This is a genomic window from Pseudomonas fluorescens (genome assembly GCF_001307155.1).
GTDB classification, from domain to species: Bacteria; Pseudomonadota; Gammaproteobacteria; order Pseudomonadales; family Pseudomonadaceae; genus Aquipseudomonas; species Aquipseudomonas helvetica.
Genome location: NZ_CP012830.1, coordinates 4,337,953 through 4,359,889 on the forward strand (window position 1 = coordinate 4,337,953; position 21,937 = coordinate 4,359,889).

A 21,937-nucleotide genomic window follows, 5' to 3' on the forward strand; every position below is an offset into this window, starting at 1 on the left:
TTCAGAAAACAGTGCGTGTTCTCTGTTGAGTGCGGACAAGTCTGTAACTCGGTGGATATACTCCGGCGCATCCGAAGAGCGACTCCTTAGTTGGGAGGATATCGCTGATAAAGCACTTTTGTAGTGTTTGTTTGTACGTGCGCCTATCAGAAATAAGTGTGCTGATGTTTCGTGATGTGTATCAGTGTGTAACCGGTTTTTTGATGGTGAACGCTGTTGGTGACGGCCTGCATGGGTTTCAAGGCAGGTTTGGTTGCCGGTGGCAGACGTTTTCGGATGAAATAAAGTTGTCATAAGTTGAAATGAATTCTGTCCGGCCAAGTTGGGTAGTCATGCCTCGTCATGGCCATTAATGAAAGATCAGGAGCGTCGAAGATGACCGAAGAACCTAGTTGTAACTCTCAATGCCCGAGCACTGCCTTATTGTTGAAGACATTAACTTTAGCCGTCGCAAACCCTCCTCGTTATAGGCATGAGGAGCATTTGCGTGAACACGTATTCAAGGTCGATCATGCCAAACTACACACCTTGCCGCACCGTCCGGACCGCCCACTCGAAAATCACTGCGCAGGCCGTTGAGGCCGGTTCATTCACTGCTTTTCTTCAAGATCTGTCTCCCCACAAACGCGGGGTCATGCGACAAAACCTGGTGTTTGTCGGAGTGGCCGTTGGCGTCTCCCTCCTGCTGACTCTCGCTTCCAAAGCCCACGCCGCCGGCGGCCCCTATGTGGTCGACGACGGTTCGATCAACGCCCCCGGCGAATGCAACGTCGACGTCTGGTACAAAAGCCAGCGCCACCAACAGTCGAACCATGAAACGGAGCTGTCCCAGGACTGCACGTTCAAGGCGCTGCCCTCGGTGCAGTTCGGCGCCGCGGTGTCCCACGGCCACGACGATGGCGACAGGGAGACCCAAGTCAGCCCGAAGATCAAGGCACAGGTGTTCAGCGATGACGAACTGGGGCTGGAAGTGGCCCTTGCCGCAGGCGCGAACTTCGCCCTCAACCGCCGCCACTCCTTCGATGGCGCCGACCTGACCCTGCCCATGACGTATCAACCTGTCGAGTCGTTGCGCCTGAACGTCAGCACCGGCTGGACCCATGAATACGACGACGGCAGACAGAAACGCAGCTGGACCTGGGGCACAGGCGTTGAGTACGCGCTGGCCGAATCCCTGACGCTGATTGCCGAACGCTTCGGCCAGCAGGGTGCAGATCAGGGCTGGCAGGCCGGACCTCGTCTGCATCTGGGCAAAAAGGTTGATATCGATCTGGTGGTCGGACGCCACCTGAACAACGACCGCGAACGGTGGCTGGCCACCGGTGCCACGCTGCGTTTTTAAACAGCCGGCTGTTCAGTTCACCTCACCCGCCAGTGCATTGTGGCGGGTGATGGTGTGAAAGATCGCAGGCTGCGATCTTTTGCTTTATTGATTCAAACCTTCAACACCTTGCCACCGACCGCCACTGCCAGCAGCAGCACCGCGATCAATCCGAAGGCAAAACTCAAGCTGCTGCCATGGGCGATAAAGCCGATCACCGCAGGCCCGGCCAGGATTCCCGCATACCCCAATGTCGTGATGGCAGGCACGGCGATGTTTTCCGGCATGACGTTCTGTTTGCCGACAGCGGTGTACAGCACCGGCACGATGTTCGAGCACCCGACCCCGACCAGCGCATAACCGATCAGCGCGGCTTCCCAGGCCGGTGCCAAGGTTGCCAGCAGCAAACCGGCAGCCGCGGTCAAACCGCCAAACACGATCACGCGCGTGGCCCCCAGCTTATGCACGATGGCATCGCCCATCAGCCGTCCGACCGTCATGGTCAAGGCAAACGCGGCATAGCCCAGTCCGGCATACGCGGTGTCGAGATCACGCTCTGAGGTCAGGAACACCGCGCTCCAGTCCAGCACCGCGCCTTCGGCCAGGAACACGATAAAGCACAGGCTGCCGATAAACAGCACCACGCCATGGGGAATGGCGAACGCCGGCCCCGAGCTTTCGCTGCCGTAGGGCAACAGGTGGGGCGCAGCCTTGAGCAACGACACCAGCAGAAACACGATCACCACCACTGTCGCGCCCAACGGCGAAATGCCCAGGCCGAGCAGCGCGCTGACACCGGCCGCGCCAACGATCCCGCCGAGGCTGAACAAGCCGTGAAAGCCCGACATCATGGTCTTGCCGCTGGCGCGCTCGACGATCACCGCTTGCAGGTTTACCGTCGAATCCACCGTGCCCAACCCGGCACCGAACAGGAACAGCGCAGCGATCAGCAGCGGGATCGACGACACCGTCGCCAGCAGCGGCAGTGCCAGGCAGATCAACAGCGTGCCGCCACTGAGCACCCGTCGACAGCCGAAGCGCGAGGCCAGCATACCGGCCATCGGCATCGCCAGAATCGAACCGACTCCCAGGCACAGCAACAACAAGCCGAGCGTGCCGTCATCGAGCCCGGCCCGGGCTTTGGCGTAAGGCACCAGCGGCGCCCATGCGGCGACGCCGAAGCCTGCGATAAAGAAGGCGATGCGCGTCGACATCTGTTCGAGGCGCCCGGGTATGAGTGGGGTTTGGGTGTTGATGGCAGTCATGAAAGTCCTTGGCCAAAACGTCAGCGCCTATCCTGCGGGCTGTTGCCGCGCTATGGCGCTGCGCAAAGTGCAACATCCTTGCATATCAGGTGCAGTCCGGCGAGGTCAGCGTACAAGCACCTGTTACTTCTTACAGTTTACGGCGACGGTTTTTGCGCATAGAACAAAGCCTGCTTCATCGCGCTGACTCAAGAAGAGTCTGCGTTTCTCCAGTAGCGGGAGTCGATGATGGATCATCAAACGCAGGTTTCCCTTTCCAGAAAGATTTTCAGCCTGATCGACGAACGGGGTACCAGCATGGCGGACTCGGTGTCGTTGAACCCGGTGTCGTCTTACACCTGCACGCAGCAATTGGAGCGTGAGCAACGTGCGTTGTTTCGGGCACGGCCGTTGCTGATGGGGCTGAGTTGCCGGCTGGTTCACCCGGGCGATTATTTGACTGATGATTTGTCTGGTGTGCCCATAGTGGTTGTGCGAACCGCAGAGGGCAGATTGAGCGCTTTGATCAATGTCTGCCGGCATCGCGGGGCGAAACTGCTGGAAGGCACTGGTCGTTTGGCATCCTCGCTGTCCTGTCCCTATCACGGCTGGACCTACGATTTGCATGGCAAGCTTGTACAGTTGGCTCCCTCAGGCGGCTTTGATGGCCTGGAGCGTACCGAACGCAATCTGGTCGCGTTGTCGGTGGTCGAGCGCAATGGCTTGATCTGGGTACATCCAACCCCGGGAATGACGATCAATATCGACGCTCGATGGGGCGCGCTGAATGATGAGCTCGCCGGGTACGATTTCCAGCGTTTTGCGCACTATGAAACGCGTCTCCTGCACCGGTCGTTCAACTGGAAAATCGTGATTGATACCTTTCTTGAAAACTGGCATTTCCCGTTTGTGCACCGGGCAACGGTTTTATCGATATTTTTGCCGGCTATCAGCCAGTTCGAGGCCTTTGGCCTTAACGCTCGGTTGATCATGCCGCGGCGTTCGATCCTCCAGATGCGTGACGGTCCCGAGGAGCGCTGGAATTTGCTCAAGCATTCGCTCGTCATCTACCTGCTGTTCCCCAACACGCTTTTACTCTGGCAGGGCGATCACCTTGAGATCTGGCGGGCCTTCCCATCCAGATCAGGGGCTGTGGACCAGTGTGTAGCCGAGGTTTCACTCTATACCCCACGGGCTGCAACGACTGAGCGCGAGCGTAAGTTCTGGGACAAGAATATGGCGCTGCTGATCGATACGGTGGACGGTGAAGACTTCAAGCTCAGTGAGCATCTGCAGAAAGGCTTCACGTCCGGGGCTCAGGAGCATTTGACCTTCGGTAAAAACGAGCCGGCGCTGCAACATTTTCATCGGTCGATACAGGCTGCGCTAGAGCCGGTTTGCGAGTCGCTGATTGCCTGTCGGTTGCTGTCAATCATCGCTGCTGAAGACGTGCGATCCGGAGCGCCGGGGCCTAAAGTAACGGTTCCTTTCTGGCCGGGTTCAGGATCATTGCATGACGACGTTTTACGATGCTCGCGGGAATATCTACGCGGTTGTGGCGCCTGAAACACTGCGCCAACGGGGTATTGAACTGCCTGATCAGGCCGATCTGGCAGCTAAACAGCGCGCCGACTGGACGCTTGCGGCCATCCAGGCGTTTTGCAGCTGGGCTCCCGGCACCCAACCGGCCGGTGCCAAGGAACACCGTTCGGATGGCTTGCTGGTCGGCCCGTTTCAGGCGGCGCCACCGTTTGACCTGTTGATCGTCAACACCGATGGGACGTTGGCCGAGCGCAGCGGCAACGGCCTGACGATTTTTGCCCAGGCGCTGACCGAGCAGGGCTTGATGCCGGCGCACGGGCGTTGCCTGCTCAAGGTTCACCATGACAAAAGCGATGCCGTGTCGCCTGTCGAAACCTCGGTCGAGCCTGCGCAGGTCGACGGCGTGCAGGGTTTCTGGCTGGACCTCGGCAAACCGGCCTTCGGGCCGAATGCGCTGGGGGCTCAGGCGCTCGAGACGCGGACACTGAATCAACGTGAGTTGAGCCATGTGCCGATGCTCGCACAACTGAATCCGCTTTGGGCTCACAGTCAGTTCGTGCGGATCGGCAATCCCCATTGTGTGACGCTGGTGGCGGATGCCGAGGCGTTGCCGAGTAATGAGCAGATGCGCGAACCCGGGTTGTTGACTGACCTCACGCGCATCGCTTTTGCGCCACCGTGCGGGACTGGCGAGCCTTGTGTGGCAGGCGTCAATCTGCAATGGGCGAGGCTGGAATCCGAGCGTCGAATTGCTGCTCGGGTCTTCGAGCGTGGGGAAGGCCCGACCGCGTCGTCCGGCACCAGCGCCAGCGCGGTGGCTTGCGCGGCGTGGAGTGTCGGTTGGGTGACGGCAGGGACTGTGGCGGTGGTTATGCCCGGCGGTACGGCACCGGTGTTGCTCGAAGAGCAGGGTGGCGAACTCAGCCGAGTCAGTTTGTTCGGGACGGCGCGGTTGATGTCCTGATTTTGAAATCGCCATCGCGGGCAAGCCTTGCTCCTACGGATCGGGGGATGACGAAGGTTCACGCAAACTTTGTAGGCGCAAGGCTTGCCCGCGATGGCGTCAGCCCGGTCAGCCAAAAAACTCGACCACCGGCATCTGCCGCTTCATCAACACTTTCCCGCCACGAATCGAGTACAGCGGCAAGCCCTGGCTGCGGATCACTTCGTAATCGCTGTCCGCCGACAGAATCAGCAAGTTCGCCGGACGCCCCGGCTCCAGTCCGTAACGATCGCCTAGGGCCATGGCCTTGGCGCTATTGTCGGTCACCAGGTCCAGCGCGGTTTGCAGGTTGCGGTAACCGAGCATGTGGCAGATGTGCAGGCCGGCTTCGAGCACCCGCAGGATGTTGCCGTTGCCCAGCGGATACCACGGGTCGACGATCGAATCCTGACCGAAACACACGTTCATCCCGGCTTCCAGCAACTCGTTGACCCGGGTGACACCTCGGCGTTTCGGGAACGTGTCGAAACGACCTTGCAGGTGAATGCTTTCGGTCGGGCAGGAAACAAAACTGATCCCCGAGTGCCCGAGCAGGCGAAAGAGCTTGGCGCAATAAGCGTTGTCGTAGGAGCCCATGGCCGTGGTGTGGCTGGCGGTCACCCGTGAACCCATGTCGCGGCTGCGGGCTTCTTCGGCCAACACTTCAAGAAAGCGCGAATGCGGGTCGTCGGTTTCGTCGCAATGCACATCCACCAGGCAGCCGGTGCGCTCGGCGAGGTCCATCAGGAACTTCACCGAACTGACACCTTGATCGCGGGTGTACTCGAAATGCGGAATGCCACCGATCACGTCGGCACCGAGGAGAATGGCTTCCTCCATCAAGTCGCGGCCATTGCGATAGGACTCGATGCCTTCCTGAGGGAAGGCGACGATTTGCAGGTCGATCAGGTGTCGACTCTCTTCACGCACTTCAAGCATCGCCTTGAGCGCGGTCAACTGCGGGTCAGTAACGTCGACGTGGGTGCGCACATGCTGGATGCCGTGGGCGGCGAGGGCGCTGATGGTCTTTTTGGCGCGGGTCTTGGTGTCTTCAGCGGTGATGGTCGCCTTGCGCTCGCCCCAGCATTCAATGCCGTCGAACAACGTGCCACTCATGTTCCAGCGCGGTTCGCCGGCGGTCAGCGTCGCGTCGAGGTGGATGTGTGGCTCGACGAAAGGTGGCACCACCAGATTGCCACCTGCATCGAGGTCTTCGGGGCCGAGGGTCGGCGCTTCGGTCTGACGGGCAATGTTGGCGATCAGGCCGTTTTCCAGGTGCAGTTCATGCAGGCCTTCATGGTTGCGCAGGCGGGCGTTGATGATGTGCATGAGGGCGGGTCCTTTTCTCGATCGATAGCGTCAGTGAATGCCTGAATCATAGGCATAAAAAAACCACCGGTCTCGGTGGTTTTTTTGATCCCCAGGCTTATTCGCCGTGGTAGATGCAACCGCTGGTGCAGGTTTCGTGGATGCGAATGGCGCTGAGTTCAGGCAGCAACGGCTTCAGCTCGTTCCAGATCCACTTGGCGAGGACTTCGCTGGTCGGGTTTTCCAGACCGGGAATATCGTTCAGGTAGTTGTGGTCCAGGCGCTCGTAGAGCGGCTTGAAGATCGCCTTGATTTCCGAGAAATCGCGGATCCAGCCAGTGTGCGGATCGAGGTCGCCGCTCAGGTGAATCGCCACTTTGAACGAGTGACCGTGCAGGCGGCCGCACTTGTGGCCTTCCGGGACGTGAGGCAGGCGGTGGGCGGATTCGAAGGTAAACTCTTTGAAGATTTCCACAGTGGTTTGAGCTCTGTCAGGTGGCTATCGCCCGCGGCGATGGGGCAGATCGCGAGTTTAACAGCTTGGGTTCGGGGTTGCGGGAAAACACTGACTAAAGGGTCAACAGCTGCTCGCCCAAACGCCCGCTGGCAGCCAGTTCGAGGAACTCGTCGCCGAGCCGCTGGCTCTCGTCCATGGCGGTTTTCCAGTATTTCTGGCGGCTGGCCGGGTCACCCATGAAGCGCTTGAAGTCGTTCCGGTCGGGTAATTTGCCGTAGGGCAGGCGCGACAGGTAGGCCTTCGACGGCGCCACCAGCAGCACATCTTGCAAGCGCCCGGAATTGCCGCGTCGCCATGGCAGGGTTTTGTCGAACCAGCCGGGAATCACCCGATCGGTGAAGTGCGGGTAGAGCACGATGTCGTCGCCGCTGTATGGCAAGTCGAGGTGGTAATCCAGCAAGCCGCCATCGCGATAAGTCCCCGCGCCCGCACCGGGCAAGTCACGTACGCCTTCCATGACCATCGGGATCGAACCCGACGCGAGCAAGGCCTGACGCAAGTTGCCGGCGTTCAGCGGGACGAAACGCGACGGGAAGTCATTCAGCGTGTTGAGCGGCGGCGCCAGGCGTGGGTCATGCACGATCAGCCGTTCGAAGTGTCGCGACAACCGTGAGCGCCCGCGCAGGTTGTCGGCGATCACCGAGGACAAGCCCAGCCCGAGCCGTCCGCGATGGTCGTCGGCGAGCAGGCCGTGGCTTTTCACAACCATGATGTTCAGCCGATAGAGCGGGTTGTCCAGCAGCCGCGCATCGTGCCCGTCGAGCAAGTCATGCAACATGCGCCGCGAGCTCTGGCTGATCTGCGCCATGCTCACGCCCTTGGCAAAACTCTGCGCGTTGTACAGCTCACCGAGACGCCTGATGCCTTCGGTAGCGTCCGGCAAACAGGCGCTGGCGAAGCGCCAGGAACCGACCGAAGCGCCGATCAGCGAGCGCTCACGCGGTGCGGCCGGTAGCCACTGGCCGAACAGCGCCAGGTCCAGACCTTGAATCCCCAAGGCCTTCGGGCCACCGGCAGCACCCGGCAGCGTGCCGACCTCCAGGGCGCTCAAGCCGTTTTCGCGAATCCGCGTAAAGGCTCGTGGGCCGGCCTTGAGGGTCAGGGCAGGGAATTTGATGTGGATGGCGGTCATACCGGTCTCGATTTTTTCCGGATGTGTTTACACAGGAATGAAGTGTAAATGCATCAATGATGGCAATTCAGTTTCAGTTAAGTTGATGCAGCTAGGGTGACGCCCCGGGTAATTTATGAAGAATACGCAGGCACTCCATGCTCAGGATATGTAATGAAGGTTAATCTGCGCGCCTATGGCCTGGCGACACTGACGCTCCTGGCATTTTGCTCGGTGGTGGTGGCCCGTGACCTGGATCAGGACGAAGCGCTTCGCCTGCGTCAGAAAGGCGTGATTCTACCGCTTGAACAGCTGTTGCAGCAGGCCATGGACCGCCACCCCGGCGCTAAATTGCTCGAAGCCGGGCTTGAACAAAAGCATGACGTCTACATTTACGAAGTCGAGTTGCTGACCGCCGACGGCGTGGTGCGCGAGCTGGACCTGGAAGCCGCCACTGGGCGCTTGATCAAAGACAAGGACGATGACTGATGCGCCTGCTGCTGGTGGAAGACCACGTACCGCTGGCCGACGAATTGATGGCCGGGCTCGATCGCCAGGGTTACGCCGTCGACTGGTTGGCCGATGGCCGCGATGCGCTGTATCAGGGCCGCTCTGAACCTTACGACCTGATCATTCTCGATCTGGGCCTGCCAGGGTTGCCGGGGCTTGAGGTGCTCGGCCAATGGCGGGCCGCGGGCCTGGCCGCGCCAGTGCTGGTGCTGACCGCGCGCGACTCCTGGGCCGAACGCATTCAAGGGCTCAAGGCTGGCGCCGACGACTACCTGAGCAAACCGTTTCACCCGGAAGAACTGCACCTGCGGATTCAAGCGCTGCTGCGCCGCTCCCACGGCCAGGCCAATCAGCCGACGCTCAAGGCCGCCGGGTTGCAGTTGGACGAGGGCCGTCAGTGCGTGATTCGCGACGGCGCCGACATTCAGCTGACCGCTGCCGAGTTCCGCCTGTTGCGCTATTTCATGTTGCACCCGGAGCAGATCCTTTCCAAAAGCCACCTGGCTGAACACCTCTACGACGGTGAAACCGAACGCGACTCGAACGTGCTGGAAGTTCACGTCAATCACCTGCGCCGCAAACTCGGCCGCAGCGTGATCGACACCCGGCGCGGTCAGGGTTACCTGTTCGGTGGGCAAACCCGGTGAGGTCGATTCAACGGCGTTTGAGCCTGGGACTGATCAGCGTCATGGTGGTGGTTGGTCTGGTGCTGGCGCAAACCAGTCTGTGGTTGTTCGAAGTGGGCTTGCAGCGTTATCTGGAAGCCGGGTTGCGCAATGACAGTGAAAGCCTGCTGATGGCCTTGGTGCGGGGGCCGCTGGGTTTGCAACTGGACGAACGGCGCCTGTCACCGGCTTACCAGCGACCGTTCTCCGGGCATTATTTCCATATCGACTTTGCCGACAATCACTGGCGTTCACGTTCGCTGTGGGATCAGGAATTACCGCTGCTCGACCATCCCGGACTGCACAGCAACCTGCAACTGGGTCCGGAAGGCCAGCAATTGCTGGTCCTGCGCGCGGACTATCGGCGGTTGGGGCAGTCAATCTCCATCAGCGTGGCGCAGGACTACACCCCGGTGCGCGAGAGCTTCCAGCGTATGCGCCAGGTTGGGCTCGGGTTGGGCCTTACAGGGTTGCTGCTGATTCTGGTGTTACAGCGGGTCACCGTGCGGCGCGCCTTGCGACCGCTGGAAAACGCCCGCGAGCAGATCGCTCAGCTGCAACAAGGGCAACGTTCGCAACTGGACGATCAAGTGCCGCTGGAATTGGTGCCTTTGGTGGCGCAGATCAACCATTTGCTCGCGCACACCGAAGACAGCCTCAAGCGCTCGCGCAATGCCCTGGGCAACCTCGGTCATGCGCTGAAGACGCCACTGGCGGTGCTGTTGAGCCTGGCGTCGGGCGAAAAACTCGACGCCCATCCCGAACTGCGCAAGATCCTTCGCGAGCAACTTGCACAGGTTCAGCAGCGACTCAATCGTGAATTGAACCGCGCGCGCCTGGCCGGCGATGCCTTGCCGGGTGCGCAGTTCGATTGCGCTGCCGAACTGCCGGGATTGCTGGCGACCCTGAACATGATCCACGGCGACCACTTGAACCTCGACTACACGGCACCGTCCGGTTTGCACTTGCCTTGGGATCGTGAGGATCTGCTGGAACTGCTCGGCAATCTGCTGGATAACGCCTGCAAATGGGCGGATGCCGAGGTGCGCTTGAGCATCGTCGAGACGGCTGAAGGGTTTGTGCTGGCGGTAGAAGACGATGGGCCGGGCATTCCCGAAGCGCAGCGTGATCAGGTGTTCAGTCGTGGCACGCGGCTGGATGAGCAGACTGACGGGCATGGCCTGGGGCTGGGGATCGCGCGCGATATCGTCGAGGCGTGGGGTGGGGAGTTGGTCTTGCAGGAAAGCGAGTGGGGTGGGTTGAAGGTTGTGGTCGAGTTGCCCAGGCGCTGAAACCTTGTGGCGAGGGAGCTTGCTCCCGCTCGACTGTGCAACAGTCGTAAATCCGGTCAATGCGGTTTAGCTGAAGCACCGCAGTGACTGGTTTTGGGGCCGCTTCGCAGCCCAGCGGGAGCAAGCTCCCTCGCCACAAGGTTGTGGATCAAACCCTGAACTGATCCATCAAGCCCTGCTGCTGATTCGCCAGGCTATTGAGTGACTGGCTGACCCGTGCCGATTCATTGGCTTGCCCCGACAGCGATTCCGTCACGTCACGAATGGTCGCCACGTTGCTGTTGATCTCCTCGGCCACGGCGCTCTGCTCTTCGGCGGCGCTGGCGATTTGCAGGTTCATGTCGGTGATCACTGTCACCGCGTCGCCGATCTGCCGCAGGGCGGTGACCGCCTGGCTGACGTGCTCGACGCTGCCCTGGGCCTGGCGATGGCTGTTGTTCATCGAGCCGACCACGTCTTGCGTACCGCTCTGCAGTTGCTCGATCACCTGACGGGTTTCTTCCACCGACTCTTGCGTACGCCGTGCCAGGTTGCGTACCTCATCGGCGACCACCGCAAAACCACGCCCGGCATCACCGGCGCGGGCCGCTTCGATGGCAGCGTTCAGCGCCAGCAAGTTGGTCTGTTCGGCGATGGCGCGGATCACTTCCAGCACCGAGCCGATTTTCTCGCTGTTGGCGGCCAGGCCTTCGACCTGGGTCATTGCCGTGCTCATGTCTGCCGCCAGGCTGTCGATGCTGGCGGTGGTGCGGTCGATCACGGTCAGGCCCTGACGAGTCGCCTGATCGGCATCGCGTGCCGCTTGAGCTGCTTGGGCGGCGCTGCGGGCGACGTCCTGGGCGGTGGCGCTCATTTCATGGGACGCGGTGGCTACCTGATCGACCTGACGGTATTGCTGCTCCATGCCGGCGCTGGTCTGGGTGGCAATGGCCGACGATTGATCCGCCGTGCTGCGCGCGTCCTGCACCGAGCGTTTCACTTGCGCGATGATCGGTTGCAGCTTGTCGAGGAAACGGTTGAACCAGCCGGCCAGTTGCCCGAGTTCGTCTTGCTTGTCGTAGGCCAGACGGCGGGTCAAATCGCCTTCGCCGCTGGCGATGTCTTCCAGCATGCGCGCCACGCCAAGAATCGGCCGGGTCACACTGCGTGCCATCAGCCACACCAGCAACAGACCGATGACGGCTGCCAGTACGCCAAGGCTCAGCTCGATCAGGGTGCCGGCGGTGTTGCGTTCGTCGAGTTGCTGCTTCAGGGTTTCGGCGGGGCCGACCAGGACTTTCTCTGGCACGTCGAGCAACACGCCCCACGATTTGCCACCGGGAATCGGTTGGAACGGCGACAGTACTTTGAGCAACTGGTTGTTGTACAAGCTCTGGGTCTGAGTGCTGGCGGCGAGCCTGCGGATCAGCTCGGCACCGTTGTCCTTGTCCACGCTGTCCAGGCGCTGGCTGAGTTTGCTGGCGTCCGGGCTGTAACCGGCGAGCAGGCCCACCGGGCTGAGGATGCTGACACTGGTCTGGCCGTCATAGAGCTTTTTACTGGCTTGTTGGCTGACCGCTTGCAGGCTGTTGAGGTTGATATCGACCGACAGCGATGCAATGACCTTACCGTCGACCAGCAGCGGGAAGACGATGCTGGTCATCAGCACGTTCTGGCCGTCGATCTCATAGAAATAGGGTTCGATCACGCACGGCTTGAGGGTGGTCCGCGGGCAGGTGAACCAGGCGTTGGCGGGTTCGCCGCTGGGGCCGGTGCTGGTATCGGCCATGTCGCTTTCCGGCAGCGCCATCGAGTTCAGCTTGCCGGCGGTCGGTTGCGACCAATACAGGGCGAAGCGGCCCTTGTCGTTGCTGCCGATTTCTTTCTGGCCGCTGAACAGTTCGTCCTTGCCGTCCAGTGCGTTGGCTTCAAACACCAGCGACAGGCCGAGCAGTTGCGGGTTGGCTTGCAGCGCCGACTTGACCTGACGGGTCAGGTCTTCGCGCAGGTCGAAGGCGTCGAGGAAGCGCTTCTCGGCCTGCTCACGCAAAAACAGCACCTGGCGCGCGAAACCGTGGCCATATTGGTAGGCGTCCATGAACTGCTGGCGAATCCCCAGCGCCTGAACTTCACCCTGCGCCTCAATGCGTGCTTGAGCCGCTTCGGTGAGCATCTCCATGCTCGAGGCTTTGACCAGCTGCGAACTGTGCTCCATGCGATACAGCGAAAGACCGACCAGCAAGGTGACAATGCCGGCCAGGCACAGCCCGGCGAGCAGGGTGATTTTCCATTGAATGGAAAGTTGTCGGAGCTGCATGGAGATGTCCTTATTCGATATTTATTTGAGACTTTGCACTGTAACGGCGTCGATTCGACTTTCTTTATCCATGGAAGCCAATAAAAAACGACATAAATCCGTAGCAGCTGCCGAAGGCTGCGTTCGAGTGCGCAGCAGTCGTAAACCCTGCCTGCATGGTATTCCTGAAACACCGCATCGCCTGGATTCACGACTGCTGCGCACTCGAACGCAGGCTGCGCCAGCTGCTACAGGGATCGGTGTTGGTTTTGACAAGCCAGGCCTGCTGTTGCACAGTGCGTGCCCTCTAATAAAACCCTCTCTTTAATCCGCCGTCGGCTCATGCAGCTGGCTGGACGGACTCATCCTGTTTGCGCCGGATTTACCCGTCGCCCTGTTTTGAGGTAACGATGATTAATGCAGTAATTGCCGCGGTCGGCATCATGCTGGTGCTCAGCCTGTCCCGCGTGCATGTGGTGATCGCGCTGATCGTCGGCGCGTTGGTGGGCGGTTTGACCGGCGGCCTGGGCATCGATGCCACGCTCAAGGCCTTCAACAGTGGCCTGGGTGGCGGTGCGACCGTGGCCTTGTCCTACGCGTTGCTCGGCGCTTTCGCGGTGGCGATTGCCAAATCCGGCCTGGCCCACGCCTTGGCGGACAAAGCTTTGCTGCTGGTCGACCGGCAGGACGCCGCGGGTGGCGGGCAGGTCAAATGGCTGCTGATCGCGTTGCTCTGGGTCGTGGCCATCGCTTCACAGAATGTCCTGCCGATCCACATCGCTTTCATTCCGCTGCTGGTGCCGCCACTGCTTTATGTATTGACCAAGCTGCAAATGGATCGCCGACTGATTGCCTGCGTCATGACCTTCGGCCTGATCACGCCGTACATGTTCTTGCCGGTGGGCTTTGGCAACATCTTCCTGAATGAAATCCTGCTGGCCAACGTCAGTAGAAGCGGGGTGGACATCAGTGGTGTCAACGTCACTCATGCCATGGGGATTCCTGCGTTGGGCATGGTGTTCGGGTTGTTGATGGCGTTCGTCAGCTACCGTAAGAAGCGCGTGTATGACCTGGAGAAAATCGAGCGGGTCGAGCAGGTCGCGGTGCAGTACAACCCGTTGACCTTGATGGTCGCGGGGCTGGCGATTGCCGCTGCGTTCATCATTCAGTTGCTGCTGGACTCGATGATTATCGGTGCGCTGGCCGGGTTTCTGATCTTCTCGGTATCAGGCGTCGTACGCTGGCGCGAGACTGATGACCTGTTCACCGAAGGCATGAAGATGATGGCGATGATCGGTTTCATCATGATCGCCGCCTCGGGTTTCGCCGAGGTCATGAAGGCCACCGGCGACGTGAAAACCCTGGTCGAGGCCTCGGCGTCGTGGATCGGTCACAGCAAAGGTGTCGGTGCATTACTGATGTTGCTGGTCGGGCTGCTGGTGACCATGGGCATCGGTTCATCGTTTTCCACGGTGCCGATTCTCGCGGCGATCTTCGTGCCGTTGTGCGTGCAACTGGGTTTCAGCCCGTTGGCGATCGTCTGCATCGTCGGGACTGCCGGTGCCTTGGGCGATGCCGGTTCGCCAGCGTCCGATTCGACCCTGGGCCCGACCTCTGGTCTGAATATCGACGGTCAGCATCACCATATCTGGGACACCGTGGTCCCGACGTTCCTGCACTACAACCTGCCGCTGCTGGCGTTTGGCTGGGTAGCAGCGATGATCCTCTGATCCCCCGTCAAGCCCTCTGCCCCTGTAGGAGCATAGCTTGCTAGCGATAGCGATCTCACGGACACCATCGCGAGCAAGCTTTGCTCCTACAGTTTTGCGTTGACGTGCCGTTAATGCTTTAACCACGCCAATAATATCCAGAGTGAACAACACATGCGCCTGAGCCTTAAAGCCAAAGTCTTGTCCCTCTCCGTCCTTCCGGTGTTGCTCTTTGCGTTGGTGATCAGTCTGACCACTGCCTTCATTTTGCAAGAGCAGGCCCGCAAAGAAGTTGAAGAAACCCGTCAGCGTTTGATGAACGATGCCAAGGCCACCCTGCAAAGTTACGTTGCGGTGGCGATGACGGCGATCAAGCCGCTGTATGACGCCGCAGCGCCTGGCGATGAGGCGGCTCGCGCGCAAGTGGTCAAATTGCTCTCGAGCATCAGCTACGGCAAGGACGGTTACTTCTTCGGCTACGACTCCAATACCGTGCGCCTGTTCAAGGCCAACAGCCCGGAAGGCGTCGGCCAGAGCTTCAAGGACAATCGCGATCCGAACGGCGTGTACGTCAACCGCGACCTGGTGAAAGTCGCCAAGGACGGTACGCACTACCTGCAATACAGCTCGCCGTTGCCTGGCGACAGCAAAGTACTGGTGCCCAAGCTGGGTTACACCGAATACCTGTCCAAGTGGGACATGGCTATTGGTACCTCGGTGAATCTCGATGGTGTCGAAGCCCAGGTCGCCGTGGTCCAGACCGAGGTTCGCGAGCGCATGGAAGGCGTGCTGCTGAGCATCGTCGGCGTCGCAGCGGTGGTGCTGCTGGTGATCGCGGCGGTCGGTCTGTTTGTGGCCAATACCATTTTGCGTCCGTTGCACCTGATGAAGGCCAATCTGGACGACATCGCGGCAGGCGAGGGCGATTTGACGCGGCGTCTGGCGATTACCTCTCAAGATGAACTGGGCGAGCTGGCCGGTTCGTTCAACCGTTTTGTCGACAAGATTCACAGCCTGGTGCGGCAGATTACCGAGATGACGTCGCAGCTGACCGGGCTGGTCAATCAGGTCTCCGATCAGGCCCAGCGTTCGGATCAGGCCATGGAGCGCCAACGTCACGAGACGGATCAGGTGGCCACGGCGATCAACGAAATGTCGGCGGCAGCGCAGGAAGTGGCGAAAAGCGCCCAGGGCGCTGCGGTGGCGGCCCAGCAAACCGACGAAGAAGGTCAGGCGGCCAAACGCGTGGTGGCCGGGAGTATTTCGCAGATCCATGCGCTGGTGAAAGATATTCGCAGCAGCGGGGTTTCTCTCGACAGTTTGCAGCAGGACGTGTCGTCGATTGTCAGCGTGCTGGGGGTGATCCGTTCGATTGCCGACCAGACCAACCTGCTGGCGCTGAACGCTGCCATCGAAGCCGCTCGCGCCGGTGAGGCCGGGCGAGGTTTTGCGGTGGTCGCCGATGAGGTGCGCGCGCTGGCCAGTCGCACGCAGCAAAGCACTCAGGAAATTCAGGGCATGATCGACCGCTTGCAGGCCGGCACCCAGTCGGCGGTCGATGCCATGCGCCGCTCCAGCGAAGCTGGTGACGGCACCTCGGCGCAGGCCAATCAGGCGGGCGCTTCGCTGGACACCATGGCCCAGTTGATCGGCACCATCAATTCGATGAACGCGCAGATCGCCAGCGCCGCCGAAGAGCAAACCGCGGTGGCCGAAGAGATCAACCGCAGCGTGCATCAGATCGCCGTCGCCGTGGACAGCGTCGCCGACGAAACCCAGCTCGGCGCACAAACCTCCCGCAGCCTGGCGGATTTGGGCCAGCGGTTGGGTAAATTGGTCGGGCAGTTCAGGATCTAAGCGCCTGACAGACCGCTATCGCGAGCAAGCTTTGCTCCTACGGTTGTGTGATATCTGTAGGAGCAAGGCTTGCCCGCGATGAGGCCCGCTCAGGCACCCTCAATTGCGGGTTAATCCCCACGGACATCGCGCATCAACAACCCGAACTTCAGATCCACCGCATCCGGAATCGGCAGATACACGGTGTGCCCGTCCCCCGGTGCCACTTCAATTGCTTCGCCTTTGGCGCTTTGCAATTGATGCAAGTCGAAGTGGAAATTGCCTTTGGGCGTCATCAATTCCATGTGATCGCCCAAACCAAAGCGGTTCTTCACCTTGACCTCGGCCAGCCGATCACGGCGCTCACCGGTCAGCTCACCGACGAACTGCTGACGCTCCGACACCGAGCTGCCGTTCTGGTAGTTCTGATATTCGTCATGCACATGGCGGCGCAGGAAACCTTCGGTGTAGCCACGCTGGGCCAGGGATTCAAGGTCGGTCATCAGGCTGCGATCGAACTCGCGGCCGGCCACGGCATCGTCGATGGCGCGGCGGTAGACCTGAGTGGTCCGGGCGCAGTAGAAGTGCGATTTGGTCCGGCCCTCGATCTTCAACGAGTGGACGCCCATCTGCGTCAAGCGAGCGACATGTTGCACCGCGCGCAGGTCCTTGGCGTTCATGATGTAGGTGCCGTGCTCGTCCTCGAAGGCCGGCATCAGTTCATCGGGGCGGTTGGCTTCCTGGAGCAAAAACACTTGATCAGTAGGCGTGCCGATGCCCAGCGTTGGCTCCGGGATGAACGCCTGAACGATCTCGCCCACGACGTTTTCCGTGGCCGGCTGTGCGGAGTATTTCCAGCGACAGGCGTTGGTGCAGGTGCCCTGATTGGCATCACGCTTGTTCATGTAACCCGACAGCAGGCAGCGCCCGGAATAGGCCATGCATAGCGCGCCATGAACGAACACTTCCAGCTCCATGGCGGGGACTTGCTGGCGAATCTCGGCGATTTCTTCCAGCGACAGCTCCCGCGACAGGATGATCCGGCTCAGACCTTGCTGCTGCCAGAACTCGACGCTGGCCCAGTTCACTGTGTTGGCTTGCACCGAGAGGTGAATCGGCATCTGCGGGAAATGCCGGCGCACCAGCATGATCAACCCCGGGTCGGACATGATCAACGCGTCCGGAGCCATGGCGATGACCGGCTCAAGATCCTTGAGGAAGGTTTTCAGCTTGGCATTGTGCGGGGCGATGTTCACCACCACATAGAAACGCTTGCCCTGGGCCTGGGCCTCGCGGATACCGAGGGCCAGGTTGGCATGATCGAACTCGTTATTGCGCACACGCAAGCTGTAGCGCGGCTGGCCGGCGTAGACCGCATCGGCGCCGTAGGCGAAGGCGTAACGCATGTTTTTCAGGGTGCCGGCAGGGGCAAGCAGTTCAGGCGTGGCGAGGGGCATGAGGGGCTCGATCACAAAAGCTCGCGAGGGTAGAGCAGTCGTGTGAAGCGTTTATTGATCTGGATCTATGTCGGGTGAAAAAAGCAGGGCACTCGGGCGCGTGGTGGCTGACTAACGTAGAACAGGCAGTCAGTGTCTGCGGGTTACTGGCGGGGAGCGGACATGAACCAAACCGTTGTGCGAGACAGATCGCTGCTGGTGCTGCTGGTATTGGTGACCGCCGCTTTCATCTGGATTCTGCTGCCGTTCTACGGCGCGGTGTTCTGGGCGGTGATTCTCGGGATTGTCTTCGCGCCCTTGCAGCGCCGGCTGCAAGTGAAGTTTGGCTGGCACCGCAACCTGACGGCGCTCTCCACCCTGGGCATCTGCCTGGTCATTGCCATTTTGCCGGTGATCATTACCAGCGTCCTGTTGGTACAAGAGGGGGCGACCCTCTACAAGAATATCGAGAGTGGCCAGTTGGACATCGCCGGCTATCTGGCGCAGTTCAAACACAGCCTGCCGCCGTATTTTCAGCACCTGCTGGACCGCTTTGGCATGGGTGATCTGAGCACTTTGCGCGAGAAGATCGTCAAGAGCGCGATGCAGGGCAGCGAGTTTTTCGCCAGTCAGGCGTTCAGCTTCGGCCAGGGCACGTTCGAGTTCTTGGTGAGCTTTTTCATCATGCTCTACCTGTTGTTCTTCTTTCTGCGTGACGGTGCCGAACTGTCGCGCAAGGTTCGTGCTGCCGTGCCATTGGCGGAACACCAAAAGCGCTGCTTGCAGCTCAAGTTCAACCGCGTGGTGCGAGCCACGGTCAAAGGCAACCTGCTGATGGCGATTACGCAAGGCGCGCTGGGTGGGTTGATTTTCTGGTTTCTGGATATTCCCAGTGCATTGCTCTGGGCGGTGGTTATGGCGTTTCTATCGCTGCTACCCGCAGTGGGGGCGGGGATTGTCTGGGCGCCGGTGACAGCCTGGTTCCTGCTCAGCGGCGCGATCTGGCAGGGCGTGGTGCTGGGGCTGTTCGGGGTGTTCGTGATCGGTCTGGTAGACAACATTCTGCGTCCGACCCTGGTGGGCAAGGACACCAGGATGCCGGATTACCTGGTCCTGGTTTCGACCTTGGGCGGTCTGGCGATCTTCGGTCTCAATGGTTTTGTCATTGGGCCGTTGATTGCCGCGCTGTTCATGTCGAGTTGGGACTTGTACATCGAAACCAGGCCACGCGTGCAGTTGCCTTAAGCGCCCAGCGCGTAGGTGCCGATACGTTGTGACAGGGCCTGAGCGGCGGGCAGTGAAGTGAGCGGGCCGCTGATCGCGACGCCGTCCTGAACCAGATACCAACAGGCGAGCAATCCCAGCTCTCTGAGCGGTGCGGGAACGGCGCTGCCGATAACGGACATGATCTGAACCTTGGGCATAAGTACCTCCATCAATCTATGGAGCTACCTTACTGACCCGACAGTTCAACGGAAAATCAACGCGCTCGATAGTGGACATTGACAACAACGTGGCGAATGGCCGCTGTCAGTCGACGACCTGGTCGAGCATGTTCATCACTTCATGATCATTGAGCAGGCCTTTACGCACCAGGTTTTCGGCGAGCAGCGAGAGAAACTTGGCGCTGCGATGGCCTTCCAGGTGTTTGAGCTCGGTCAGTGCGTTATAGACCTTGCTTGAGGTACAGAGTCCTACAATGCGGTGCGGGTTTTGCGTGGGCATAAGGGCGTCCTTGTTTTTATGAACCGTTTATTACGGACAATTCAAAGCTTGCGGAACTGTCATGACATAAATATGACGGTTGTTGCGCGCAAGCCAGGGCATTCGTCGGATCAATCATGCCAAATTTAACCGCAGTCACTGTCCCGGTAGCGACCTTGGCGAGATTTATTCAGACATGGTTCGACGGCTAAAACGAAAACAGGCCCCGTTTCGAGGCGGGGCCTGTGTTGTGTAATCTGCAGTGATGACCAGCCGGAGCCTTAGTAGCGAGGCTGAATGTAGTACCCCGGTTGTGGCGGGACGTAAACCGGTGCTGGCTGGACATACACCGGCTGCGGTTGAACGTAGACTGGCTGCGGTTGAACGTAGACCGGTTGTTGTTGTACGTAAACCGGACGCTCGTTGGACATGACTGATCCCGCGACCACCGCGCCTACCACCGCGCCGACGGCGAGCGGTGCACCCCAGCCCCAGCCGCCGCCACGGCCATGACCATAATAGTAGCCATGGGCTTGTGCCTGTCCTGCGACAGCAAATGCACCGATCAGCAAGGCTATTACAGGGAGTTTGCGGATCATGATAATTCCTCGTGTTTTCGCCCCAACGCGCTTGAGCCTTCAATAGATCCAAGGATAGTTGCGGGGATAACTCTAAGACAGCGTTTTTTGGCGAATCTGCGACGCGTCAGAGTAAATATTGTGTAAGGTCTGTACCGGCTTCTTTACCTTTACCTACCCGCCGGGCCAGAGGCCTCGTTATGATCGGATAAACCCGATGCCATGGCCAATCCCGTCCATCTGAAAGTGCAATTTGAAGGAGATCCACATGCTGATGAACCCGAATAAAGACACCCAACTGTGCATGTCACTGTCTGGGCGCCCCGGGAATTTCGGCCTGCGTTTCCACAACCATCTGTATGAGCAACTGGGCCTGAATTTCTATTACAAGGCGTTCAGCAGTCAGGATCTGCCGGGGGCGATTGGCGGGATTCGTGCCCTGGGTATTCGCGGCTGCGGCGTATCGATGCCCTTCAAGGAAGCCTGCATCGCACTGGTTGATGAGCTGGACGCGTCGGCGCAAGCCATTGCCTCGATCAATACCATCGTTAACACCAACGGTCGCCTCAAGGCGTACAACACCGATTACATCGCTATCGAGCAACTGTTGAAAACCCATGCGGTGCCGCAGGACTCGACGTTCGCCTTGCGCGGCAGCGGCGGGATGGCCAAGGCGGTGGCCAGTGCCTTGCGCGACGGTGGCTATCAAAACGGCCTGATCGTGGCGCGTAACGAAAGCGCGGGTCGCGCCTTGGCCGACTCGCTGGGATATCGCTGGCAAGCAGAACTGGGCAGTGAGCGTCCGCGGATGTTGGTCAATGTCACGCCGATTGGCATGAGCGGTGGCGCGGAGGCCGATCAGCTGGCTTTTGACGCTGATGCCATCGATTACGCAGAAACTGTCTTTGATGTGGTGGCGATCCCCTCGGAAACACCACTGATCGTGCATGCTCGAGCCGCAGGGAAACGGGTCATCACCGGGCTTGAAGTCATCGCCATTCAAGCGCTTGAGCAGTTTGTGCTGTACACCGGCGTGCGTCCCAGCGATGAGCAGTTCCACAAGGCCGTGGCGTTCGCCCGCAGCTGATCAGGCGCTGCGGGCCAGGGTGGCCAGGTTACTCGAGGCGCGCCAGACGCTCTTCGAGCGCCGCAATCCGCGCTTCGAGTTCTTCGATGCGCTCCACCGACACGCCGCCGCTGGCGCCACGCTCCGCCGGGTTCTGGCGGGCGGCGAGGATCGCTTCGATATCTGCCGGGTCGCCCAGTGCGTGCATGTAGCGGTCTTCGCGCTGGCCCGACTGGCGCGGCAGCAACATCGCGAGCCCGCGGGCAATCAAGCGCTCCAGCTGATGCACAACCTGTTCGGCATCTTCGAAGTCGTGCATGCGGCCGCTGCGTGTCAGCAGTTCGTTGACCGTCTGCGGACCGCGCAGAAACAGCAAGCCGCTCAGAATAACCTGGGCCGGGACCAGCTCCAGCGCCTTGTCGAGCCGATGCTCCCAGCGATCGGCGCGGCTGCCCATGACCAGTTTGGTAAAGCCTCGACCTTCCAGGGCGCGCAAGCTTTGCCCGACCTGGCCCTGGCTGAGGTTCATCACCGGTTCCCGGCTGGTTTTCTGGTTACAGGCGATGACCAGTGCATTAAGGGTCAGCGGATAGGTCTCCGGGCTGGTCGCCTGTTTTTCGATCAACGAGCCGAGAATGCGCAGCTCCGTGCTGCTCAGTTGCAGTGCATCGGTGGACGTCTCTGGCTCTGCGCTCATGCTTTCCGGGCCCTTGCTAACCGTATCTTCCATTGTTGACTCCCTAATTTAGCAACAGACCCTTGTTTGTGGGTCAGATCGCTCTCCTTTCCGTCGTTCTGTTTGACGCAGAACCTCGTCGGAGGAGGCGAGTGCGGCAATCTT

Annotated in this window: 20 protein-coding genes and 2 pseudogenes; 11 read left to right on the forward strand and 11 right to left on the reverse strand. The window is 60.1% G+C overall.

The window, feature by feature from the left end; genetic code table 11:
* Positions 1-634 precede the first annotated feature (634 nt).
* Positions 635-1,342, forward strand: coding sequence for a transporter (locus AO353_RS19735; RefSeq protein ID WP_081013871.1), 708 nt, complete (start codon positions 635-637; stop codon positions 1,340-1,342).
* A 92-nt stretch (positions 1,343-1,434) separates the two neighbouring features.
* Here the strand turns inward: AO353_RS19735 and AO353_RS19740 are convergent, their stop codons facing one another.
* Positions 1,435-2,586 (reverse strand): MFS transporter, encoded by a 1,152-nt coding sequence (locus AO353_RS19740; RefSeq protein ID WP_054596467.1) that lies wholly within the window; start codon positions 2,584-2,586, stop codon positions 1,435-1,437.
* Between the two features lie 228 nt (positions 2,587-2,814).
* On the opposite strand from AO353_RS19740, the gene AO353_RS19745 reads away from it, so the two are divergent.
* Both AO353_RS19745 and AO353_RS19750 read left to right on the forward strand, forming a co-directional pair.
* Entirely contained in the window at positions 2,815-4,131 is a 1,317-nt protein-coding gene (locus AO353_RS19745; protein WP_081013768.1) for an aromatic ring-hydroxylating oxygenase subunit alpha, read from the forward strand.
* Positions 4,079-5,071 (forward strand): hypothetical protein, encoded by a 993-nt coding sequence (locus AO353_RS19750; protein WP_054596468.1) that lies wholly within the window; start codon positions 4,079-4,081, stop codon positions 5,069-5,071. Before AO353_RS19745 ends, AO353_RS19750 begins: the two co-directional genes overlap by 53 nt.
* Positions 5,072-5,179: 108 nt before the next feature.
* Here AO353_RS19750 and codA read toward each other — a convergent pair whose 3' ends face one another.
* The 3 genes from codA to AO353_RS19765 form a co-directional block, all read right to left on the reverse strand.
* Positions 5,180-6,418, reverse strand: a complete 1,239-nt coding sequence (gene codA, locus AO353_RS19755; RefSeq protein WP_054596469.1) for a cytosine deaminase — start codon at positions 6,416-6,418, stop codon at positions 5,180-5,182.
* Positions 6,419-6,515: 97 nt separating this feature from the next.
* Positions 6,516-6,872 (reverse strand): 6-carboxytetrahydropterin synthase QueD, encoded by a 357-nt coding sequence (gene queD / locus AO353_RS19760; protein ID WP_019692825.1) that lies wholly within the window; start codon positions 6,870-6,872, stop codon positions 6,516-6,518.
* Positions 6,873-6,966: 94 nt separating this feature from the next.
* Entirely contained in the window at positions 6,967-8,046 is a 1,080-nt protein-coding gene (locus tag AO353_RS19765) for a patatin-like phospholipase family protein (RefSeq protein ID WP_054596470.1), read from the reverse strand.
* Positions 8,047-8,199: 153 nt separating this feature from the next.
* Here AO353_RS19765 and AO353_RS19770 point away from each other — a divergent pair, with 153 nt between their 5' ends.
* From AO353_RS19770 to AO353_RS19780, 3 genes are read left to right on the forward strand one after another with little or no spacing between them, the layout of a single operon-like run.
* Complete coding sequence (locus tag AO353_RS19770) at positions 8,200-8,514, forward strand: PepSY domain-containing protein (RefSeq protein ID WP_054596471.1); 315 nt, start codon at positions 8,200-8,202, stop codon at positions 8,512-8,514.
* Positions 8,514-9,182: a response regulator transcription factor gene (locus AO353_RS19775; protein ID WP_054596472.1), complete on the forward strand. Its 669-nt coding sequence runs from the start codon at positions 8,514-8,516 to the stop codon at positions 9,180-9,182. Before AO353_RS19770 ends, AO353_RS19775 begins: the two co-directional genes overlap by 1 nt.
* Positions 9,179-10,492, forward strand: coding sequence for a sensor histidine kinase (locus AO353_RS19780; protein WP_054596473.1), 1,314 nt, complete (start codon positions 9,179-9,181; stop codon positions 10,490-10,492). Before AO353_RS19775 ends, AO353_RS19780 begins: the two co-directional genes overlap by 4 nt.
* 148 nt (positions 10,493-10,640) lie before the next feature.
* Here AO353_RS19780 and AO353_RS32220 read toward each other — a convergent pair whose 3' ends face one another.
* Together AO353_RS32220 and AO353_RS32225 are read right to left on the reverse strand one after the other, a co-directional pair.
* Positions 10,641-11,396 carry a methyl-accepting chemotaxis protein gene (locus tag AO353_RS32220; protein WP_371917731.1) on the reverse strand — a complete coding sequence of 252 codons (756 nt, stop codon included), beginning with the start codon at positions 11,394-11,396 and terminating at the stop codon, positions 10,641-10,643.
* A 102-nt stretch (positions 11,397-11,498) separates the two neighbouring features.
* Positions 11,499-12,788, reverse strand: a pseudogene (locus AO353_RS32225) (HAMP domain-containing protein); the annotation flags it as partial.
* Between the two features lie 392 nt (positions 12,789-13,180).
* Between AO353_RS32225 and AO353_RS19790 the strand changes: the two are divergent.
* The 3 genes and pseudogenes from AO353_RS19790 to AO353_RS32235 all read left to right on the forward strand — a co-directional run bounded on the left by AO353_RS19790 (position 13,181) and on the right by AO353_RS32235 (position 16,333).
* Positions 13,181-14,497 carry a Na+/H+ antiporter family protein gene (locus tag AO353_RS19790; protein WP_162491290.1) on the forward strand — a complete coding sequence of 439 codons (1,317 nt, stop codon included), beginning with the start codon at positions 13,181-13,183 and terminating at the stop codon, positions 14,495-14,497.
* A 153-nt stretch (positions 14,498-14,650) separates the two neighbouring features.
* Positions 14,651-15,475, forward strand: a pseudogene (locus AO353_RS32230) (cache domain-containing protein); the annotation flags it as partial.
* Between the two features lie 102 nt (positions 15,476-15,577).
* Positions 15,578-16,333, forward strand: a complete 756-nt coding sequence (locus AO353_RS32235; RefSeq protein ID WP_371917732.1) for a methyl-accepting chemotaxis protein — start codon at positions 15,578-15,580, stop codon at positions 16,331-16,333.
* 110 nt (positions 16,334-16,443) lie between these two features.
* On the opposite strand, the gene yegQ is transcribed toward AO353_RS32235, so the two are convergent.
* A complete protein-coding gene (yegQ, locus tag AO353_RS19800; RefSeq protein WP_054596477.1) occupies positions 16,444-17,769 on the reverse strand; it encodes a tRNA 5-hydroxyuridine modification protein YegQ in 1,326 nt (441 codons plus the stop codon).
* A 162-nt stretch (positions 17,770-17,931) separates the two neighbouring features.
* Here yegQ and AO353_RS19805 point away from each other — a divergent pair, with 162 nt between their 5' ends.
* On the forward strand, positions 17,932-18,993 hold the full coding sequence (locus AO353_RS19805; protein ID WP_054596478.1) for an AI-2E family transporter: 1,062 nt from the start codon (positions 17,932-17,934) through the stop codon (positions 18,991-18,993).
* Here the strand turns inward: AO353_RS19805 and AO353_RS19810 are convergent.
* The 3 genes from AO353_RS19810 to AO353_RS19820 form a co-directional block, all read right to left on the reverse strand.
* Positions 18,990-19,172: a hypothetical protein gene (locus AO353_RS19810; RefSeq protein WP_019692817.1), complete on the reverse strand. Its 183-nt coding sequence runs from the start codon at positions 19,170-19,172 to the stop codon at positions 18,990-18,992. The genes AO353_RS19805 and AO353_RS19810 overlap by 4 nt on opposite strands.
* Before the next feature lie 106 nt (positions 19,173-19,278).
* Positions 19,279-19,473 carry a hypothetical protein gene (locus tag AO353_RS19815; RefSeq protein ID WP_054596479.1) on the reverse strand — a complete coding sequence of 65 codons (195 nt, stop codon included), beginning with the start codon at positions 19,471-19,473 and terminating at the stop codon, positions 19,279-19,281.
* A 260-nt stretch (positions 19,474-19,733) separates the two neighbouring features.
* Positions 19,734-20,051 (reverse strand): hypothetical protein, encoded by a 318-nt coding sequence (locus AO353_RS19820; protein WP_019692815.1) that lies wholly within the window; start codon positions 20,049-20,051, stop codon positions 19,734-19,736.
* Positions 20,052-20,298: 247 nt separating this feature from the next.
* Between AO353_RS19820 and AO353_RS19825 the strand changes: the two genes are divergently transcribed.
* Positions 20,299-21,117, forward strand: a complete 819-nt coding sequence (locus AO353_RS19825) for a shikimate 5-dehydrogenase (RefSeq protein WP_054596480.1) — start codon at positions 20,299-20,301, stop codon at positions 21,115-21,117.
* Positions 21,118-21,145: 28 nt separating this feature from the next.
* On the opposite strand, the gene AO353_RS19830 is transcribed toward AO353_RS19825, so the two are convergent.
* Positions 21,146-21,793, reverse strand: coding sequence for a YceH family protein (locus AO353_RS19830; RefSeq protein ID WP_054598279.1), 648 nt, complete (start codon positions 21,791-21,793; stop codon positions 21,146-21,148).
* Between the last annotated feature and the right edge of the window lie 144 nt (positions 21,794-21,937).

Coding starts and splice junctions, on each gene's coding strand:
- AO353_RS19735 (WP_081013871.1), top strand. CDS start 635: ATGCGACAAAACCTGGTGTTTGTCGGAGTGGCCGTTGGCGTCTCCCTC.
- AO353_RS19740 (WP_054596467.1), bottom strand. CDS start 2,586: ATGACTGCCATCAACACCCAAACCCCACTCATACCCGGGCGCCTCGAA.
- AO353_RS19745 (WP_081013768.1), top strand. CDS start 2,815: ATGGATCATCAAACGCAGGTTTCCCTTTCCAGAAAGATTTTCAGCCTG.
- AO353_RS19750 (WP_054596468.1), top strand. CDS start 4,079: ATGACGACGTTTTACGATGCTCGCGGGAATATCTACGCGGTTGTGGCG.
- codA (WP_054596469.1), bottom strand. CDS start 6,418: ATGCACATCATCAACGCCCGCCTGCGCAACCATGAAGGCCTGCATGAA.
- AO353_RS19765 (WP_054596470.1), bottom strand. CDS start 8,046: ATGACCGCCATCCACATCAAATTCCCTGCCCTGACCCTCAAGGCCGGC.
- AO353_RS19770 (WP_054596471.1), top strand. CDS start 8,200: ATGAAGGTTAATCTGCGCGCCTATGGCCTGGCGACACTGACGCTCCTG.
- AO353_RS19775 (WP_054596472.1), top strand. CDS start 8,514: ATGCGCCTGCTGCTGGTGGAAGACCACGTACCGCTGGCCGACGAATTG.
- AO353_RS32220 (WP_371917731.1), bottom strand. CDS start 11,396: ATGGAGCAGCAATACCGTCAGGTCGATCAGGTAGCCACCGCGTCCCAT.
- AO353_RS32235 (WP_371917732.1), top strand. CDS start 15,578: ATGGAGCGCCAACGTCACGAGACGGATCAGGTGGCCACGGCGATCAAC.
- yegQ (WP_054596477.1), bottom strand. CDS start 17,769: ATGCCCCTCGCCACGCCTGAACTGCTTGCCCCTGCCGGCACCCTGAAA.
- AO353_RS19805 (WP_054596478.1), top strand. CDS start 17,932: ATGAACCAAACCGTTGTGCGAGACAGATCGCTGCTGGTGCTGCTGGTA.
- AO353_RS19810 (WP_019692817.1), bottom strand. CDS start 19,172: ATGCCCAAGGTTCAGATCATGTCCGTTATCGGCAGCGCCGTTCCCGCA.
- AO353_RS19815 (WP_054596479.1), bottom strand. CDS start 19,473: ATGCCCACGCAAAACCCGCACCGCATTGTAGGACTCTGTACCTCAAGC.
- AO353_RS19820 (WP_019692815.1), bottom strand. CDS start 20,051: ATGATCCGCAAACTCCCTGTAATAGCCTTGCTGATCGGTGCATTTGCT.
- AO353_RS19825 (WP_054596480.1), top strand. CDS start 20,299: ATGCTGATGAACCCGAATAAAGACACCCAACTGTGCATGTCACTGTCT.
- AO353_RS19830 (WP_054598279.1), bottom strand. CDS start 21,793: ATGAGCGCAGAGCCAGAGACGTCCACCGATGCACTGCAACTGAGCAGC.